Source organism: Microbacterium pratiae (genome assembly GCF_047302165.1).
GTDB lineage: Bacteria > Actinomycetota > Actinomycetes > Actinomycetales > Microbacteriaceae > Microbacterium.
Window position 1 is genome coordinate 1,865,789 of the sequence record NZ_CP154843.1, and the last position, 17,074, is coordinate 1,882,862.

Consider the following 17,074-nt stretch of genomic DNA (forward strand, 5'->3'; position numbering starts at 1 on the left):
CCGGTGCGCCGCCCGAGTCCGCTGCCGCCCGCGTCACGGCCCGCCGGCGGGCAGGACGGCGGGGTCGCCCCGGAGGATCGTGCGTCGCTCGCGCCCCGTCGTGTCGACCCGCCGCGACGCGCCGCCGACAGCCAGGACGCGAAAGATTCGGTCGCGTCCACATCGCCCGACGCGACCGAGACCCAGCCCGTCGACGAGATGTGGCATCAGCGCGGTCGCGACTACGGCATCGCGCCGATCATCCCGTTCGATCCGCCGGCGCGGCCCGAACCGGCGGCGCCGCCGTCGGGAGCCGCGGGCGACGACGAAGCCGACGACCGGCGGCTGACGGCGCGTGACCTGTGGGGTGCCGCGCGTGCGCGTCGGCGTGCGCTTCGGCGCGAGGTCCGGCGGTTCACCGCACGTCAGCGTCGACGCAGACGTATCTGGCTCGTCTCGGCGAGCGTCCTCGTCGCCCTCGTCCTCGGCTCAATCGGGGCCGCCTACAGCCCGTTGTTCGCCGTCGAGCGCATCACGATCGTGGGCACCTCTCAGCTGGATGCGGCCGCTGTCGAGACGGCGCTCGAGGGTCAGCTGGGCACGCCCATGCCTCTCGTCGACGAGAGTGCCGTGAAGGCCGCGCTCGTCTCGTTCCCGCTGGTGGAGTCGTACAGCCTCGAGGCGAGACCGCCGCACGAGCTCGTGGTGCGCATCGTCGAGCGGACGCCGGTCGGCGCCGTGCAGGGCGAGGCCGGCTACACGCTCGTCGACGCCGCCGGGGTCGCCCTCTCGACCACGCCCGAGCCTCCGGAGGGTCAGCCTCTCCTGGAGGTCGAGGGCGGCCTGTCGTCGAGCACCTTCGCTGCCGCGGGGCAGGTCTTCCGTTCGCTTCCCGACTCGCTGCGGTCGCAGGTGACCGTGCTGTCCGCGACGACACCGAACGACGTCACCCTCACGCTCGCCGACGGACGCTCGGTGGTCTGGGGCGGACCATCGGATTCCGGCAAGAAGGTCCAGGCTCTGGAAGCGCTCATGAACGCGCGCGCAGACGCCTCGGGTTACGACGTCTCGTCGCCGCAGGCAGCCGTCGTCCGCTGAGGCTGGTCGGCGGGGCCGTCCGACCCCGATGGAACCCGTGAAAACACGGGATGTCGCGACACGCCGCACACGTCCATCGGGTGCGCCCCTGAGTGCGTAGCTTCAACCTCAGGAATTGCATACCCGGCAATTCTTTAAACCTCTACGTGAGGTTGAAGGTTTACGAGCAGGGTTCGGGACGAGATGGAGGCCGGCATGAGCCAGAACCAGAACTACCTCGCGGTGATCAAGGTCGTCGGTGTGGGCGGTGGCGGCGTCAATGCCGTCAACCGGATGATCGAGCTGGGGCTGCGGGGTGTCGAGTTCATCGCGGTGAACACCGACGCGCAGGCGCTCCTCATGAGCGACGCTGACGTCAAGCTCGACGTCGGCCGTGAGCTGACGCGCGGCCTCGGCGCCGGCGCCGACCCGGAGGTCGGGCGTCGTGCGGCAGAGGACCACGCCGAAGAGATCGAGGAAGCGCTCGCGGGTGCCGACATGGTCTTCGTCACCGCGGGTGAGGGCGGCGGCACCGGCACCGGCGGCGCGCCCGTCGTCGCGCGCATCGCCAAGTCGATCGGCGCACTGACGATCGGTGTCGTCACGAAGCCCTTCTCCTTCGAGGGCCGTCGTCGGCAGAGCCAGGCCGAGTCCGGCGTGTCGAAGCTGAAGGAAGAGGTCGACACCCTCATCGTCGTCCCGAACGACCGCCTGCTCGAGATCAGCGACCGCGGCATCTCGATGGTCGAGGCCTTCGCCACCGCCGACCAGGTGCTCCTCGCGGGTGTCCAGGGCATCACCGACCTCATCACCACCCCCGGTCTGATCAACCTCGACTTCGCCGACGTGAAGTCGGTCATGCAGGGCGCGGGCTCCGCCCTGATGGGCATCGGTTCGGCACGTGGTGCCGACCGTGCGATCAAGGCCGCCGAGCTCGCTGTCGAGTCGCCGCTTCTCGAAGCATCGATCGAGGGCGCCCACGGTGTCCTGCTCTCGATCCAGGGTGGATCGAACCTCGGCATCTTCGAGATCAACGACGCGGCCCAGCTCGTCAAGGAGGCCGCCCACCCCGAGGCGAACATCATCTTCGGCACGGTCATCGACGACACCCTCGGCGACGAGGTCCGCGTGACCGTCATCGCGGCAGGCTTCGACGGCGGCGAGCCGCAGACCCGCATCGAGCCCATCGCGGCTGCGCGGCCGTCCGCACCGCCGGTGCTTCCCGAGATCCCGGCCGAGGAGGCTGCGGCATCCGAGCCGGTCGAGCGTCGCGAGACGAAGGAGACGGTGCCGGTCTCGGCCAAGAGCGAGTCGTACGACTCGGTCTTCGGCGACGATGACCTCGACATCCCCGACTTCCTGAAGTAGGCCGATCGCCCCATGCCGGATCTGGCCGAACGGCTCGCCGACGTCGACGCCCGCATCGCCGCTGCGATGCGGGCGTCGGGTCGCGCCCCGGCCGACGTGACGCGGATCGTCGTGACGAAGTTCCACCCGCCCGCGCTGATCGAACAGCTCCACGCCCTCGGCGTGCGCGACGTGGGGGAGAACCGGCAGCAGGAGCTCAGCGCCAAGCGCGCCGACCTCTCCGGGCTCGAGGGCATGCGCTGGCATTTCATCGGCCAGGCGCAGACGAACAAGGCGCGCGCGGTGCGAGCGGCGGCGGATGTCGTCCACTCGGTCGATCGCTCGCGGATCGCGGACGCGCTCCACAGTGCGGATCCCGAGGGCGAGCCGCTCGACGTGCTCGTCCAGGTGAACCTGACCGATGACCTCGGTCGCGGTGGCGTCGCGCCGACCGGTGTCGAGGCTCTGGCAGCGCACGTCGTGGAGCACTGCCCGAGCTTGCGCGTCCGCGGCGTCATGGCCGTCGCCCCGCTCGGCGAAGAGCCTGCATCGGCCTTCGCCCGCCTTGCGCAGACGTCCGACGTCCTGCGCTCCGTCGCGCCCGACGCGACCTGGATCTCCGCCGGCATGACCGGCGATTTCGTCGAAGCGATCTCCGCCGGTGCGACACACCTGCGGATCGGATCGGCAATCACGGGACCGCGCCCGGACCGCGGATAGCCTCGGAACAGACGAGCAAACGGAGGATGCGATGTCGAACCCGCTGAAGAAGACCATGGTTTACCTGGGCCTCGCAGATGAGGAAGAAATGTACGAAGAGCCGCAGGCCGAGCAGCAGCAGGCCCGTCGTGACAAGCCCGTCGAGAAGCCGGCTGCGCCGGTGACGCCGCTTCACCGTCCGGCGGTCGTTCGGCAGCCCACCACCGGCACCGTCAGCGAGATCCTGACCGTCCACCCCAAGCAGTACCGTGACGCGCAGGTCATCGCCGAGAACTTCCGCGAGGGCGTGCCGGTGATCATCAACCTCTCGCAGATGAGCGATGCCGATGCGCGACGCCTCATCGACTTCGCGAGCGGTCTGTCCCTCGGTCTGTACGGCCGCATCGAGCGCGTGACGAGCAAGGTGTTCCTGCTCTCACCCGAGAACATCGCCGTCTCCGGCGACGGCGCTGTGGCTCAGGCTGAGCCTGAGGCGGCGCCGTTCGCGCAGTGACCTGACGTGGATGTCGTACGGCTGATCGCCGCACTCGTCTACTTCGCACTCCTGCTGTACATCCTCGTTCTGTTCGTCAGACTGATCCTGGAGTACATCCCCCTGTTCAATCGGGAGTGGCGCCCGCGAGGATTTACTCTCGTGCTCGCCGAGGTCGTGTACACGATCACGGACCCACCGATAAAGACACTCCGCCGGGTCATCCCTCCGATCAGACTCGGCATGATCGCAATCGATCTGGCATTCCCGCTCACCATGCTGGCGTGCTTCATCCTGCTGTCGATCACGCGCGTGATCGCCTTCGTCTGAGGCGCTCGCGGCGGGATCGTCGCGGCCGCGAAGGCGTCGGACTATGCTGGGTGGGTACGGCCCGCTGCGGCGGGTGCCGGCTGACCGGCCCGCGTCGTGAGCCCTGAAAGAGGACAACACCATGGCTTTGACCCCTGAAGACGTCGTCACCAAGCAGTTCCAGCACGTGCGTTTCAAGGAAGGATTCGACCCCGACGAGGTCGACGACTTCCTCGACGAGATCGTCGTGGAATGGCGCAAGACGATCGCCGAGAACGACGAGCTCAAGGCGAAGCTCGCAGCCTACGAGTCGGGTGAGACCCCCGCGCCGGCCGCATCCGACGACGCCGTCGTCGAGGACGTGCCCGCTCCGGTCGCCGCCGTCGAACAGCCCGCACCCGCCGCTGACATGGCGCCGGCCGCCGCGTCCGCCGGCATCATCGAGCTGGCCCAGCGCCTGCACGACGAGCACGTCGCGGAGGGCAAGGCCCAGCGCGACAAGCTCATCTCCGATGCGCAGGCCCAGGCTGCATCGATCATCTCCGAGGCAGAGGCTCGCGGTCGCGACGAGGTCGCACGTCTCGAGGCCGAGCGCGTGTCGCTCGAGGGCCGCATCTCCGAGCTGCAGCAGTTCGAGAAGGACTACCGCGGTCAGCTCCGCGGTTTCATCGAGAGCAAGCTCCGCGACCTCGACACGACCGGCGTCTCGGCCGGCGCGTAATCCTTGGCGTCGCGCAAGCGTCTGAACGGTCCGGCGGCCGGTGCCCTCGTCGCGATTCTCGCGGCAGTGGTGCTGGCCGCCGACCAGTTCACGAAGTATCTCGCCCTCGAGAACCTGCCGTACCAGCGCGAGGTTCCGGTGCTGGGCGATTTCTTCCAGCTCTATCTGACGAAGAACCCCGGCGCCGCGTTCTCGCTGGGCACCGGAGTGACGTGGCTCTTCACACTGGCCCTCGCGGCCGTGGCCGTCGTCGTGATCGTGCTCGCCGTCCGCAGCGTCCGGACGAAGTCGTGGGCCATCGTCCTCGGACTCCTCCTGGGCGGCGTGCTCGGAAACCTCACCGACCGCTTGCTGCGCGAGCCCGGCTTCCTCGTGGGGCACGTCATCGACTTCATCCACACTCCCTGGATGTGGCTGTGGTTCCCGTCGGCGATCTACAACGTCGCTGACATGTTCATCGTGACGATGATGATCTCCGTCGCCGTGCTCGTTGTCATCGGCATCCGATTCGACGGCTCGCGAGAGCGACGCAACGCCGACGAGTCGGTGGAAGCCGCGCCGGCGGCCCCGACGGACGGCTGAGATGCCGCAGCGCGCACTTCCGGTTCCCGACGGTCTCGACGGCGTCCGCGTCGACGCCGCGCTGGCCAAGCTGCTCGGCTTCTCACGGACGTTCGCGGCGGAGGTCGCGTCTGCGGGAGGTGTGACGCTCGACGGGCGCACGCTCGCCAAATCGGACAAGCTCGTCGCGGGTGCCTGGCTCGACGTCTTCTGGCAGGAGCGCGCCGAGGCGCAGATCGTGCCTGTCGCCGTCCCCGACCTCGGCATCGTTCACGACGATGACGACATCGTGGTCGTCGACAAGCCGGCGGGCGTCGCCGCGCACCCCTCCCTCGGATGGGAGGGGCCGACGGTCCTCGGCGCGTTGGCCGCAGCGGGCTATCGCATCGCGACGACGGGAGCCGCGGAACGCCAAGGCGTCGTGCACCGACTCGATGTGGGAACGAGCGGACTCATGGTCGTCGCGAAGAGCGAACGGGCCTATGTCGCACTCAAGCGTGTGTTCAAGGAGCGCGAGGTCGAGAAGATCTATCACGCCGTGGTGCAGGGCCATCCCGACCCGCTCGCGGGAACGATCGACGCCCCCATCGGGCGCCACCCGTCGCACTCGTGGAAGTTCGCTGTCACACCGGCGGGCAAGGACTCGGTCACTCACTACGAGACCCTCGAGGCGTTTCCGGGCGCGTCGCTGCTCGAGATCCATCTCGAGACCGGGCGCACGCACCAGATCCGCGTGCACATGGCCGCGCATCGGCATCCCTGCGTCGGGGATCCGCTGTACGGGGCCGACCCGACGCTGTCCGCGCGGCTCGGGCTGACCCGTCAGTGGCTGCACGCCCACCGGCTCGCCTTCGAGCACCCGGTCACGGGGGAGTGGTCGACCTTCGCTTCGCCGTACGCACCCGACCTCGCGCGCGCGCTCGAGGTGCTGAGCGGCGACTGACGCGTCGCCTCTCCCGCGCGAGTCGTGGCCCGGTCAGCCCTCGCCGAGCCGGTCGGCCAGGGCGCGTGCATCCCGCCGCGCCGCGACCAGCCGGTCGCGCAGAGCGCGGCGCGCGGTGTCGGCGGGCCCGGGATCGCCGTGGGCGCCGATCAGAGCCAGTCCGCCGGTCAGGTTCGTCGCGGCGCCGCCGAGTCCCGCGGCGACGGCGTCGGCCGCGACGGCGACATCCGACATGAGGTGACGGTTGCCGATGTCGGCGATGAGGCCTATTTCGGTCCACACCCCCAGGGCGATGTCACCGAGTGCCGCGGAGGTCTCGACCGCGCGGGTGGCCGCGCCCACGACGCGTCGGTCGCGCTCGACGTCGTCCTCGTCGGGCGCCGATCGCAGGGCGACGCCGAGAGCTCCCGACGCCCGCCCGTCCTCGTCAGCCGCGGCGACGGCCGCATCGCGCAGGCGTGCGAGTCGATCGTCGATGCCGGCCGCGGCGGGTTCTGCGGAGCTGTAGCGGCTGACCATCTGGGCGATCGCTGCGGCGACGGCTGTGATGACGCCGCTGGCGGCCCCGCCGCCCGGGTCGCCCTGGTCTCGTGCGAGAGCCTCGAGCAGGTCGCCCAGGGCGACGCGGGAACTCACCGGCCGCCTCGGAAGGTCGCCGGATCGTCCTCGGCGACGGCGAGGGCGATCTTGCGAACGTGCTCCGGCGCGACGTCGATCATCTGCCCGAGGTCGTAGAACCCGACCTTTGTCAGCTCGCCGTCGGCGGGGTGCGGATCACCCGACACCCAGGAGCAGCGGAACACCAGGTCGAGGTAGTCGACCTGGTCGCCGTTGGCGTACACGATGCGGGGGATCTGGTGGACGAGCGCCAGGCGCTCCGCGCGGACGACGACACCCGCCTCTTCGAGGCATTCGCGGACGGCGGCGTCGGCGGGCTCCTCGCCGGGGTCGACGATGCCCGAGACCGGCTGCCAGTTGCCGTTGTCGGCTCGCTTGCCCAGGAGCACCTTCTCATCTCGGAACACCACGGCGGTGACCCCCACGAGCGGCAACGGCGCGGTGCCGATCTTCTCGCGCAGATCGAGGACGAAGTCGGGAGTGGCCATGGGCCCAGCCTAGGACTGGTGTCCGGGGCCGAACGTAGACTCGTCTGGTGGCATCCGACTCCTTCGTTCATCTGCACGTGCACAGCGAGTACTCGATGCTCGACGGTGCAGCCAAGATCGCGGCCATGACTCAGGCGGCGGCCGAGTACGGCATGCCGGCGATCGCGGTGACCGACCACGGCAACACGTTCGCGGCCTTCGAGTTCTATCGGGCCGCGCAGGCCGCAGGCGTCAAGCCGATCATCGGGCTCGAGGCCTACGTCACGCCCGGCACTCATCGCAGCGACAAGTCGCGCGTGGCGTGGGGGTCGCCCGAGCAGAAGAGCGACGACGTGTCGGGTTCTGGCGCGTACACCCACATGACGATGTGGAGCCAGAGCACCGAGGGCATGCACAACCTGTTCCGGTTGAGCTCGCGGTCGAGCATGGAGGGCTACTACTTCAAGCCCCGGATGGACCGCGAGCTGCTGCAGACCTACGGCAAGGGGCTCATCGCGACGACCGGATGCCCCTCCGGCGAGGTGCAGACACGACTTCGCCTCGGGCAGTACGACGCCGCTCGTGCGGCGGCGGCCGAGTTCCAGGACATCTTCGGCAAGGAGAACTACTTCGCCGAGATCATGGATCACGGCCTGTCGATCGAGCGCCGGGTGATGACCGATCTGCTGCGACTCGCGAAAGACCTCGACATCCCGCTCGTCGCCACCAACGACTCGCACTACACGCATCAGCACGAGGCCGACGCCCACGCGGCGCTGCTCTGCGTGCAGTCCGGCTCGACGCTCGACGATCCGAACCGCTTCAAGTTCGACGGCGACGGCTACTACATCAAGACCGCCCAGGAGATGCGCCAGCTCTTCCGTGACCATCCCGAGGCGTGCGACAACACGCTGCTCATCGCCGAGCGGTGCGAGGTCGAGTTCAACACCTCGGCCAACTACATGCCGCGGTTCCCCGTTCCGCACGGCGAGACCGAAGACAGCTGGCTCGTCAAAGAGGTCGAGGCGGGCCTGCACTACCGCTACCCGGGCGGCATCCCCGACAAGGTCCGCAAGCAGGCGGAGTACGAGACCGGCATCATCCTCCAGATGGGCTTCCCGGGCTACTTCCTCGTCGTCGCCGACTTCATCAACTGGGCGAAGGACAACGGCATCCGCGTCGGTCCCGGACGTGGCTCGGGCGCGGGATCGATGGTGGCGTACGCGATGCGCATCACCGACCTCGACCCCCTCGAGCACGGCCTGATCTTCGAGCGGTTCCTCAACCCCGACCGCGTCAGCATGCCCGACTTCGACGTCGACTTCGACGACCGTCGCCGCGGCGAGGTCATCGAGTACGTGACCGAGAAGTACGGCTCCGAGCGCGTCGCGCAGATCGTCACGTACGGAACCATCAAGTCGAAGCAGGCGCTGAAGGATGCCGGGCGCGTGCTGGGCTTCCCCTTCAGCATGGGCGAGAAGCTCACCAAGGCGATGCCGCCGGCGGTGATGGGCAAGGACATGCCGCTCGACGGCATGTTCAACAAGGAGCACCCGCGGTTCAAAGAGGCCAGCGAGTTCCGTGCCCTCATCGACACCGATCCCGAGGCGAAGACGGTCTTCGATCGCGCGTTGGGCCTCGAGGGGCTGAAGCGGCAGTGGGGCGTGCACGCGGCCGGCGTCATCATGTCGTCCGAACCGCTCCTCGACATCATCCCGATCATGCGCCGCGAGCAGGACGGCCAGATCGTCACGCAGTTCGACTACCCGTCCTGCGAGACGCTCGGGCTCATCAAGATGGACTTCCTGGGGCTGCGAAACCTCACGATCATCTCGGATGCGCTCGACAACATCCGGATGAACCGGGGCGAGGAGCTCGACCTCGAACATCTCGAGCTCGACGACCGTCCGGCCTACGACCTCCTCACCCGCGGTGACACGCTCGGGGTGTTCCAGCTCGACGGCGGGCCGATGCGTTCGCTCCTGAGGCTGATGAAGCCCGACAACTTCGAGGACATCTCGGCTGTCATCGCCCTGTATCGCCCCGGTCCCATGGGCGCCAACTCCCACACGAACTACGCGCTCCGCAAGAACGGCCTGCAGCCGATCACGCCGATCCACCCCGAGCTCGAAGAGCCCCTGCGCGACATCCTCGACACGACCTACGGCCTGATCATCTATCAGGAGCAGGTCATGGCCATCGCCCAGAAGGTCGCCGGCTTCTCGCTCGGTCAGGCAGACATCCTCCGTCGTGCCATGGGCAAGAAGAAGAAGTCCGAGCTCGACAAGCAGTACGAGGGCTTCTCGGGAGGCATGAAGGAGCGGGGCTTCGGCGAGGCGGCCATCCAGGCCCTCTGGGACATCCTGCTCCCGTTCTCCGACTACGCCTTCAACAAGGCGCACTCCGCGGCATACGGCCTTGTCTCCTACTGGACGGCCTACCTCAAGGCGCACTATCCCGCCGAGTACATGGCCGCCCTCCTCACGAGCGTCGGCGACTCGAAGGACAAGATGGCGGTCTACCTGAACGAGTGCCGCCGAATGGGCATCAAGGTGCTGCCGCCCGACGTCGGCGAGTCGATCCGGTACTTCGCGGCCGTCGGTGAAGACATCCGATTCGGTCTGGGCGCGGTGCGCAACGTCGGCGCGAACGTCGTCGACGGCATCATCACCGCGCGGGCCGACGACAATTACGTCAGCTTCCACGACTTCCTGACGAAGGTCCCGCTGCACGTCGCGAACAAACGGACCGTCGAGTCCCTCATCAAGGCCGGTGCCTTCGACACGATGGGCTCGACCCGCCGCGCGCTCATGGAGATCCACGAGGATGCCGTCGAAGCCGCGGTCGACGCCAAGCGCAAGGCTGCCACCGGTGCCATCGGATTCGATTTCGACAGCCTGTACGACGAGGCCGAAGAGGTCATGCCGGCCAAGGTGCCCGAGCGGCCCGAGTGGACGAAGAAGGACAAGCTGGCCTTCGAGCGCGAGATGCTCGGGCTCTACGTGTCCGACCACCCGCTGGCCGGACTCGAGATCCCGTTGGCCAAGCACGCCTCGACCTCGATCCACGACCTGCTGGCATCCGAAGACGTCCAGGACGGCGATCAGGTCACCGTCGCCGGCCTCGTCACGAGCGTCCAGCATCGGGTGGCGAAGCAGAGCGGCAACCCCTACGGCATGATCACCGTCGAGGATTTCGACGGTGAGGTGACCGTGATGTTCATGGGAAAGACCTATACGGAGTTCCAGAGCATGCTGGTCGCCGACTCGATTCTGGTCGTCCGCGGCCGGGTGTCGCGACGCGACGACGGGCTGAACCTCCACGGGCAGTCGGCCTTCTCGCCCGACCTCGGTTCGTTCGATGCGTCCGGGCCGCTCGTGCTGCTGCTCCCCGAGCAGCGCGCCACGGAGTCGACGATCGGTGAGCTTGCGGCCGTGCTCCGGCGGCACAGCGGCGAGACCGAGGTCTCGTTGAAGCTCCACCGCGCGGGCACGGCGAAGGTGTTCGAGGTGCCGCATCCGGTACGCGTCACCCCCGACCTGTACGGCGAGCTCAAGGGACTTCTCGGACCTCAGTGTCTGGGGTGAGCCGGGTAGGATTCCACCGCAGCGCAACCGCCGCGACGAAGGGAACATCGTGACCGACGAGAAGAACAGCCGCTCCAACGAGGGGCGTCCCGAGACGGAAACCGTCGACGAGTTCGTCGGTTCATCGACCGACGCGGCTTCCGACCCGTTCGCGCCTGCGCCCGATGCAGCCGTCGTGATCGACGAGTCGACGGTGGAGCCGGTCGCGGCCGACGAGCCGGGCGAGGCGACACCCACCGTGGACCGCCCCGTCGACAGCGGGGAAGCGGACGAGACGCGGTCCGACGAGACGCGCTCCGACGACGCCTCGGGCGCCTACGCCGCGCCCGAGGAAGTCCCCGCGGGTGACGCCTCTCACACCGCCGAGGCGGGTGCCTTCGGCGACGAGCGCGGCGCGCAGCCGGTCACAGGCTCCGCCGGGGACACCCCACCGCAGTACGGGGTCGGTCCGCTGTCGATCCGCGAGGTCGCCCTCGCCGGCGTCTGGGCTGTGGCGTTCATCTGCTCGTTCTTCCCGGTGTACGGCCGATTCGGTGCCGGCGTGTCGGTGTGGGGTGCGGGGATCGACTGGATCCTCACGATCGGCGTGCCCACCGTCGCGGTCTTCCTGGTGCTCCTGCGCCGGTTCTCGCCTCAGGGCATCCGACGGGTCGGGTCGCTCGGGATCGACCAGTTCGCGTCGGTCGCCTTCTCGGTCTCCGCCACGGTCTGGCTCGGCATCATCTGGAGCTCGTTCGCGGGGCTCGCACAGTCCGGTGTCTTCTTGGCGAGCTGGGTGGTCTGGGTCGAGGCGATCCTCGCTCTGGCCGGCGTCGTGCTCACCGTCGTCGCGCCGCACCTTCCGGTTCTCGGCGACGACTTCGCGCACCGGCCCGAGACGCCCGCCCACCGCGTGGCCCGCGCGACGCGTCCCGTCGTGGCTCGGCCCGCGTCGGCCCGACCGGCCCCCGCGCACGGAGCCCCGTCCCACAGCACGCCGTATGCAGCTGCTGGCGGCAGCCCCGAGTACTTCGGGTACGCCGCTCCGGTCGGCGGCGCCGTCCAGCCGGCGACTCCCGCCTCGGCGGTTCCGGCAGAGTCGGCGCCCGCAGACGCTGCGGAGCCCTTCGACACGGGGGCGACGACCGTCATCGAGCCGATTGCCGCGCCTCAGGCGTTCTGGGCACTCGCTCCGGATGAGCGCGACGTCCTCGACGAGATGGGATCGCCGCTGTTCCGTATCGGGCCGACGGCGTGGGCTCTCGTCATCGAGGACCGCGGCGAGGTGTTCGTGGTCCGCCACGAGGACGGTCGCGTCGGCTACCTCCATGACACGAGCGACGTCACACGCGGCTGAGTCCGTCGCGGGCGCGCGCTAGCCTGGAACGATGCGCACCATCGATCTTCGCGGCCGCCGTCTGACGCCCGCCGAGTTGCTCGCCGCCGTCCCTCGGGCCGAAGCGGCCCGCGGGCTCGCCCTGGCCACGGCAGCTGAGATCGTGCATGATGTCGCCGCTCGCGGGGAGGCCTCACTCCGTGAGCAGGCGGCTCGGTTCGACGGGGTCGAGGATCACGCCGTGCGGGTTCCGGCTGAGCACCTCGAAGAGGCTTTGGCGGGTATCTCGCCGGCCGTGCGGGCTGCGATCGAGGAATCGATCCGCCGCGTGCGACTGGCCTCTGCCGCACAGGTCCCGCCGGACCGCGTCACCGAGCTCGGTCCGGGCGCTCGCGTCGAGCAGCGCTGGCGCCCCGTGCGCCGGGTGGGTGTCTACGTCCCGGGCGGAAAAGCGGTGTACCCGTCGAGCGTCGTGATGAACGTGGTGCCGGCACAGGTCGCCGGTGTCGCGACGGTCGCTCTCGCGTCGCCTCCGCAGCGCGACCACGGCGGGCGCGTCCACCCCGTGATCCTCGCGGCTGCGCGGCTGCTCGGCGTCTCCGAGGTCTACGCGATGGGAGGCGCCGGCGCGATCGGAGCATTCGCCTACGGCGTCGATTCGCTCGAGCTCGACCCCGTCGACGTCATCTCCGGTCCGGGCAACAACTTCGTCGCCCTCGCCAAGCGCGTCGTGGCGGGTGTGGTCGGCACCGACTCGGAGGCCGGTGCGACCGAGATCCTCATCGTCGCCGACGCGGATGCCGATGCCGACCTCGTGGCCGCTGATCTGGTCAGCCAGGCCGAGCACGACGAACAGGCCGCCGCCGTCCTCGTGACCGACTCCACCGACCTCGCGAACGCCGTTGCGGAGCGGGTCTCCGCCCGCGCACGGGCGACCCGGCACGCCGAGCGGGTCGCCGTGGCTCTGGACGGTCCGCAGTCCGCGATCGTCCTGGTTGACGACATCCCCGCTGCGGCCGCGTTCTCGAACGCCTACGCCCCCGAGCACCTCGAGCTGCACCTGAGCGATCCGCGACCCGACGACTACGTCAACGCGGGTGCGGTGTTCGTCGGCTCGCACACGCCGGTGAGTCTCGGCGACTACCTCGCCGGCAGCAACCACGTGCTGCCGACCGGAGGGCAGGCCCGCTACGCCGCCGGGCTGGGGGCAGCGACCTTCCTGCGTTCGCAGCAGGTCATCTCCTACGACCGGGAAGCCCTGCGTGCCGTGCACGACGGCATCCTCGCCCTGTCCGACTCGGAGCAGCTTCCCGCGCACGGCGAGGCCGTGTCTGCGCGTTTCGACGCGTAATCTGGGCTCGTCATGCATTGCCCTTTCTGCCGCAATCCCGATTCCCGCGTCATCGACTCCCGCACGAGCGATGACGGCCTGAGCATTCGCCGTCGGCGCCAGTGCCCGAAGTGCGGCGGGCGTTTCTCGACGATCGAGACGGCCAGTCTCAACGTCATCAAGCGCTCGGGCGTCATCGAGCCCTTCAGTCGCGAGAAGGTGATGTCCGGCGTGCGCAAAGCGTGCCAGGGCAGGCCGGTGACGGAAGCCGATCTCGCAGTTCTCGCGCAGGCGGTCGAGGAATCCGTGCGCCAGACCGGTTCCTCGCAGATCGACACGAACGAGATCGGCCTCGCCATCCTCGGGCCGCTCCGCAATCTCGACGAGATCGCGTACCTCCGATTCGCGAGTGTCTACCAGGCGTTCGACACCCTCGAGGACTTCGAGGCCGCGATCGAGCAGCTCCGTGCAGATCACATCGGTGCACGGACAGCGGAGGACGCGGGCTCGCTCTAGGCTGGACGGCGATGTATCCGTTCATCTTCCGCACCGTCTTCTCGCGCATGGAGCCGGAGACCGCGCACCACCTGGTGGTCCCGGTCATCCGCCTTCTCGGCGTCCCGCCGTTCTCGATCATGGCGCGGGCCCTCACCCGGCCTGACGCGTCGCTCCGCACCGAGGCCCTCGGACTCGTCTTCGACTCGCCGTTCGGAGTCGCGGCCGGATTCGACAAGAACGCGGTCATGGTGCGCGGCCTCGGTGCGCTCGGTTTCGGGCATGTCGAGGTGGGCACCGTCACGGCCGTGCCGCAGGAGGGGAACCCGCGCCCGCGCCTGTTCCGGCTGGTCCAGGATCGTGCGCTCATCAACCGGATGGGCTTCAACAACCGCGGTGCCGCTGCGGCGGCATCCCGTCTCCGGCGTCTCCGGCGGGGGAGCACGCGCGCGGTCGTCGGCGCGAACATCGGCAAGAGCCGCGTCGTCGATGTCGAGAACGCGACCGCCGACTATGTCGAGAGCACGCGTCTGGTCGCGCCGCAGGCCGACTATCTCGTGGTCAACGTCTCATCGCCGAACACGCCCGGCCTCCGCGGGCTGCAAGCGGTCGAGACGCTCCGCCCGCTGCTCGAGGCCGTTCGCGACGCTGCGGGAGACACGCCCCTGCTCGTGAAGATCGCGCCCGATCTGACGGACGACGAAGTGACCGCCATCGCGAACATGGCCGTGGATGCCGGCCTGGCCGGTCTCATCGCCACGAACACGACGATCTCTCGTGAAGGTCTCCTCACGGACGACGCCGAGATCGAGCGCATCGGGGCGGGCGGGCTGTCGGGGGCGCCGCTTCGTCGGCGCGCACTGGAGGTTCTGCGCCTCGTGCGGGCGGCTGTTCCCGAGGGGTTCTGCGTCATCGCTGCCGGGGGAGTCGAGACCGCCGTCGACGTCCAGGAGCGGCTCGAAGCAGGTGCGGACCTGGTCCAGGGGTACACCGCGTTCATCTACCGCGGCCCGTTGTGGGCGCGGCAGATCAATCGCGGGCTGGTCGAGCTCAGGCGGGGCGCTGGCCGCGCTTGACCTGAGGCTTCGGGAGCCGCATGAAGCGCATCTGGATCGAGCGCATCGCGCCGTACCAGCCGAGACCCTTCTCCATGCGCTCGGCGCCGAACTTCGCTCGCGCGGCCTTCTTCACGCGGATGCTGGTGATGACCATGTCGGCGATCACGAGCAGGATGAAGGCCCAGAGGGCGATGAAGGCGTAGAACGTGACCGCGTTCGAGCCGAGGAACGTGACGATGATGACCAGCACCATCGCACCCATCACGAGCTCGCCCAGGTGCCATCCGGCGTCGATGTAGTCGCGGACGAAGCGACGCTGCGGCCCCTTGTCGCGAATCGGGAGGTATCGCTCGTCGCCGTTGGCCATGCCGATGCGAGCCTTGTCGCGTCGCTCGGCCAGCTCGGCACGCGCACGCGCCTTCGCCTCCTTGGTGTCGGGCACCAGCGGGCGCTTGCGAGCCGCCTCCTGGGCGGCGCGGCTGGGAGTAGGACGGTTCTTGCCTGCGCCCGTCGACGCCTGGTCGGCGTCGTCCGGAGCGGGGGCAGCGGGAGTTTTGGCCACGGGGATCCTCGGGTTCTGCGACGAACGTGCCTCTTAAGATTACCCGCATGACCTCCGAATCTCCTCGGTCCGTCGCCGTGCGCGACGCCGCCCTCTCCGCCGTCCCCGCCGCCCTCGCCGATCTCGGCACCCTCGTGCGGATCCCGTCGGTCGCCTTCCCCGGCTTCGATCGTGCCGAGGTCGAGCGCAGCGCCGAAGCGGTAGCGGAACTCGCACGCGGGCTCGGCATCTTCGATCGCGTCGACGTCGCCACCGCCACCGTGCCGGAGACGGGCGAAGAGGGGATGCCGGCGGTGCTGGCGACCCGCGCGGCGCGCAACGGCCGGCCGACGATCCTCCTCTACGCGCACCACGACGTGCAGCCGGTGGGCGATGAAGCGCTCTGGGACTCCGCGCCCTTCGAACCGACCGTTCGAGACGGCCGTCTCTACGGTCGCGGCGCTGCGGACGACAAGGCGGGCGTGATGGCGCACATCGGTGCGCTGAGAGCTCTCGTCGAGGCGACGGGCGAAGACTTCGACCTCGGGGTCAACCTCTTCATCGAGGGGGAGGAGGAAGCCGGCTCGGCATCCTTCGCCGCTTTCCTGTCCGACAACGCCGACGCTCTGCGCGCCGACGTGATCGTCGTGGCCGACTCCGGCAACTGGGATGCGACGACCCCGGCGCTCACCGTGTCGCTGCGCGGCAACGCGCGTTTCACCATGACGGTGCGGACGCTCGAGCACGCATCGCATTCGGGCATGTTCGGGGGAGCGGTCCCCGACGCCATGCTGGCGACCGTGAAACTGCTCGCGACGCTGTGGGATGACGAGGGCGGGGTCGCCGTCGAGGGCCTGACCGAACGAGATGCGGAGACGCCGGAGTACTCCGAGGAGACTCTTCGCTCCGAGGCCGGTCTCCCCGCGGGCGTCTCGCCCATCGGATCGGGGACGATCCTTTCGCGGATCTGGAACAAGCCCTCGATCACGGTGACGGGCATCGACGCCCCGACCGTTCGCAACGCGTCGAACACGCTCAGCCCGGAGGTGTCAGTCGTCATCTCCGCGCGCGTCGCGCCCGGGCAGTCCGCCGACGACGCGTACCGCGCCATCGAGTCGCACCTCCGAGCGCACGCGCCGTTCGGAGCCGAGCTGAGCTTCCGGGACGTCGAGACCGGCAACCCGTTCCTCGTCGACACCCGAGGCGATGCGGTCGCTCACGCGCGCGCGGCGCTCGCTGACGGATACGGCGTCGAACCGGTCGACATCGGCGTCGGCGGATCGATCCCGTTCATCGCCGACCTCGTCCGCGAGTTCCCCGCGGCGCAGATCCTGGTCACCGGCGTCGAGGATCCGCATGCGCGTGCGCACAGCCCGAACGAGTCGCTGCACCTCGACACCTTCCGGCATGCCCTCGTCTCCGAGGCGCTGTTGCTCGAGCGCTTGGACGCCACCTCGCTCTGACGATCACGAGGTCGTCTCGGACCGACCCGCGGCCGGTGCTCACGCGTAGAATCGTGGCACCGGCCGCATGT

17 protein-coding genes are annotated in these 17,074 nt (G+C 69.1%); 14 read left to right on the forward strand and 3 right to left on the reverse strand.

The features are described 5' to 3' along the window. Positions 1-3: 3 nt before the first annotated feature. From AA0Y20_RS08735 to AA0Y20_RS08770, 8 genes are all read left to right on the forward strand, one after another. The gene (locus tag AA0Y20_RS08735) at positions 4-1,077 is read left to right on the forward strand and encodes an FtsQ-type POTRA domain-containing protein (protein WP_412938785.1); all 1,074 of its coding nucleotides are present in this window, start codon (positions 4-6) and stop codon (positions 1,075-1,077) included. Positions 1,078-1,272: 195 nt separating this feature from the next. Then, positions 1,273-2,424, forward strand: coding sequence for a cell division protein FtsZ (gene ftsZ / locus AA0Y20_RS08740; protein ID WP_412938787.1), 1,152 nt, complete (start codon positions 1,273-1,275; stop codon positions 2,422-2,424). Between the two features lie 12 nt (positions 2,425-2,436). Next, positions 2,437-3,123, forward strand: coding sequence for a YggS family pyridoxal phosphate-dependent enzyme (locus AA0Y20_RS08745; RefSeq protein WP_412938788.1), 687 nt, complete (start codon positions 2,437-2,439; stop codon positions 3,121-3,123). A gap of 31 nt (positions 3,124-3,154) precedes the next feature. Then, entirely contained in the window at positions 3,155-3,616 is a 462-nt protein-coding gene (locus AA0Y20_RS08750) for a cell division protein SepF (RefSeq protein WP_112613960.1), read from the forward strand. A gap of 6 nt (positions 3,617-3,622) precedes the next feature. Continuing rightward, positions 3,623-3,925 (forward strand): YggT family protein, encoded by a 303-nt coding sequence (locus tag AA0Y20_RS08755; protein ID WP_412938790.1) that lies wholly within the window; start codon positions 3,623-3,625, stop codon positions 3,923-3,925. Between the two features lie 121 nt (positions 3,926-4,046). Continuing rightward, positions 4,047-4,625, forward strand: a complete 579-nt coding sequence (locus AA0Y20_RS08760; protein WP_412938792.1) for a DivIVA domain-containing protein — start codon at positions 4,047-4,049, stop codon at positions 4,623-4,625. Between the two features lie 3 nt (positions 4,626-4,628). After that, on the forward strand, positions 4,629-5,207 hold the full coding sequence (gene lspA, locus AA0Y20_RS08765) for a signal peptidase II (protein WP_412938793.1): 579 nt from the start codon (positions 4,629-4,631) through the stop codon (positions 5,205-5,207). A gap of 1 nt (position 5,208) precedes the next feature. Then, on the forward strand, positions 5,209-6,129 hold the full coding sequence (locus tag AA0Y20_RS08770; RefSeq protein WP_412938794.1) for an RluA family pseudouridine synthase: 921 nt from the start codon (positions 5,209-5,211) through the stop codon (positions 6,127-6,129). Positions 6,130-6,162: 33 nt separating this feature from the next. On the opposite strand, the gene AA0Y20_RS08775 is transcribed toward AA0Y20_RS08770, so the two are convergent. Together AA0Y20_RS08775 and AA0Y20_RS08780 are read right to left on the reverse strand one after the other, a co-directional pair. Then, positions 6,163-6,765 (reverse strand): cyclodeaminase/cyclohydrolase family protein, encoded by a 603-nt coding sequence (locus tag AA0Y20_RS08775; protein WP_412938796.1) that lies wholly within the window; start codon positions 6,763-6,765, stop codon positions 6,163-6,165. Continuing rightward, positions 6,762-7,235: an NUDIX hydrolase gene (locus AA0Y20_RS08780; protein WP_412938798.1), complete on the reverse strand. Its 474-nt coding sequence runs from the start codon at positions 7,233-7,235 to the stop codon at positions 6,762-6,764. Before AA0Y20_RS08780 ends, AA0Y20_RS08775 begins: the two co-directional genes overlap by 4 nt. Before the next feature lie 47 nt (positions 7,236-7,282). Between AA0Y20_RS08780 and dnaE the strand changes: the two genes are divergently transcribed. Genes dnaE through AA0Y20_RS08805 form a run of 5 tightly spaced genes read left to right on the forward strand, consistent with a single transcriptional unit; the run spans position 7,283 to position 15,017 of the window. After that, positions 7,283-10,801, forward strand: coding sequence for a DNA polymerase III subunit alpha (gene dnaE, locus AA0Y20_RS08785; protein ID WP_412938799.1), 3,519 nt, complete (start codon positions 7,283-7,285; stop codon positions 10,799-10,801). Positions 10,802-10,850: 49 nt separating this feature from the next. Further along, on the forward strand, positions 10,851-12,137 hold the full coding sequence (locus AA0Y20_RS08790; RefSeq protein WP_412938801.1) for a hypothetical protein: 1,287 nt from the start codon (positions 10,851-10,853) through the stop codon (positions 12,135-12,137). A 31-nt stretch (positions 12,138-12,168) separates the two neighbouring features. After that, positions 12,169-13,467, forward strand: a complete 1,299-nt coding sequence (gene hisD, locus AA0Y20_RS08795; protein WP_412938803.1) for a histidinol dehydrogenase — start codon at positions 12,169-12,171, stop codon at positions 13,465-13,467. Positions 13,468-13,479: 12 nt separating this feature from the next. Next, complete coding sequence (nrdR, locus tag AA0Y20_RS08800; RefSeq protein ID WP_412938804.1) at positions 13,480-13,962, forward strand: transcriptional regulator NrdR; 483 nt, start codon at positions 13,480-13,482, stop codon at positions 13,960-13,962. An 11-nt stretch (positions 13,963-13,973) separates the two neighbouring features. Continuing rightward, positions 13,974-15,017 (forward strand): quinone-dependent dihydroorotate dehydrogenase, encoded by a 1,044-nt coding sequence (locus tag AA0Y20_RS08805; RefSeq protein ID WP_412938806.1) that lies wholly within the window; start codon positions 13,974-13,976, stop codon positions 15,015-15,017. Here the strand turns inward: AA0Y20_RS08805 and AA0Y20_RS08810 are convergent. Then, the gene (locus AA0Y20_RS08810) at positions 14,992-15,561 is read right to left on the reverse strand and encodes a DUF3043 domain-containing protein (protein ID WP_412938808.1); all 570 of its coding nucleotides are present in this window, start codon (positions 15,559-15,561) and stop codon (positions 14,992-14,994) included. The genes AA0Y20_RS08805 and AA0Y20_RS08810 overlap by 26 nt on opposite strands. A gap of 47 nt (positions 15,562-15,608) precedes the next feature. Here AA0Y20_RS08810 and AA0Y20_RS08815 point away from each other — a divergent pair, with 47 nt between their 5' ends. Next, positions 15,609-17,003 carry a dipeptidase gene (locus AA0Y20_RS08815; RefSeq protein ID WP_412938810.1) on the forward strand — a complete coding sequence of 465 codons (1,395 nt, stop codon included), beginning with the start codon at positions 15,609-15,611 and terminating at the stop codon, positions 17,001-17,003. Positions 17,004-17,074 lie beyond the last annotated feature (71 nt).

What these genes read in the sequence shown, in the direction of transcription:
- ftsZ (WP_412938787.1), top strand. Translation starts at nt 1,273, where the DNA reads ATGAGCCAGAACCAGAACTACCTCGCGGTGATCAAGGTCGTCGGTGTG.
- AA0Y20_RS08750 (WP_112613960.1), top strand. Translation starts at nt 3,155, where the DNA reads ATGTCGAACCCGCTGAAGAAGACCATGGTTTACCTGGGCCTCGCAGAT.
- nrdR (WP_412938804.1), top strand. Translation starts at nt 13,480, where the DNA reads ATGCATTGCCCTTTCTGCCGCAATCCCGATTCCCGCGTCATCGACTCC.
- AA0Y20_RS08760 (WP_412938792.1), top strand. Translation starts at nt 4,047, where the DNA reads ATGGCTTTGACCCCTGAAGACGTCGTCACCAAGCAGTTCCAGCACGTG.
- AA0Y20_RS08805 (WP_412938806.1), top strand. Translation starts at nt 13,974, where the DNA reads ATGTATCCGTTCATCTTCCGCACCGTCTTCTCGCGCATGGAGCCGGAG.
- hisD (WP_412938803.1), top strand. Translation starts at nt 12,169, where the DNA reads ATGCGCACCATCGATCTTCGCGGCCGCCGTCTGACGCCCGCCGAGTTG.
- AA0Y20_RS08780 (WP_412938798.1), bottom strand. Translation starts at nt 7,235, where the DNA reads ATGGCCACTCCCGACTTCGTCCTCGATCTGCGCGAGAAGATCGGCACC.
- AA0Y20_RS08770 (WP_412938794.1), top strand. Translation starts at nt 5,209, where the DNA reads ATGCCGCAGCGCGCACTTCCGGTTCCCGACGGTCTCGACGGCGTCCGC.
- AA0Y20_RS08815 (WP_412938810.1), top strand. Translation starts at nt 15,609, where the DNA reads ATGACCTCCGAATCTCCTCGGTCCGTCGCCGTGCGCGACGCCGCCCTC.
- AA0Y20_RS08745 (WP_412938788.1), top strand. Translation starts at nt 2,437, where the DNA reads ATGCCGGATCTGGCCGAACGGCTCGCCGACGTCGACGCCCGCATCGCC.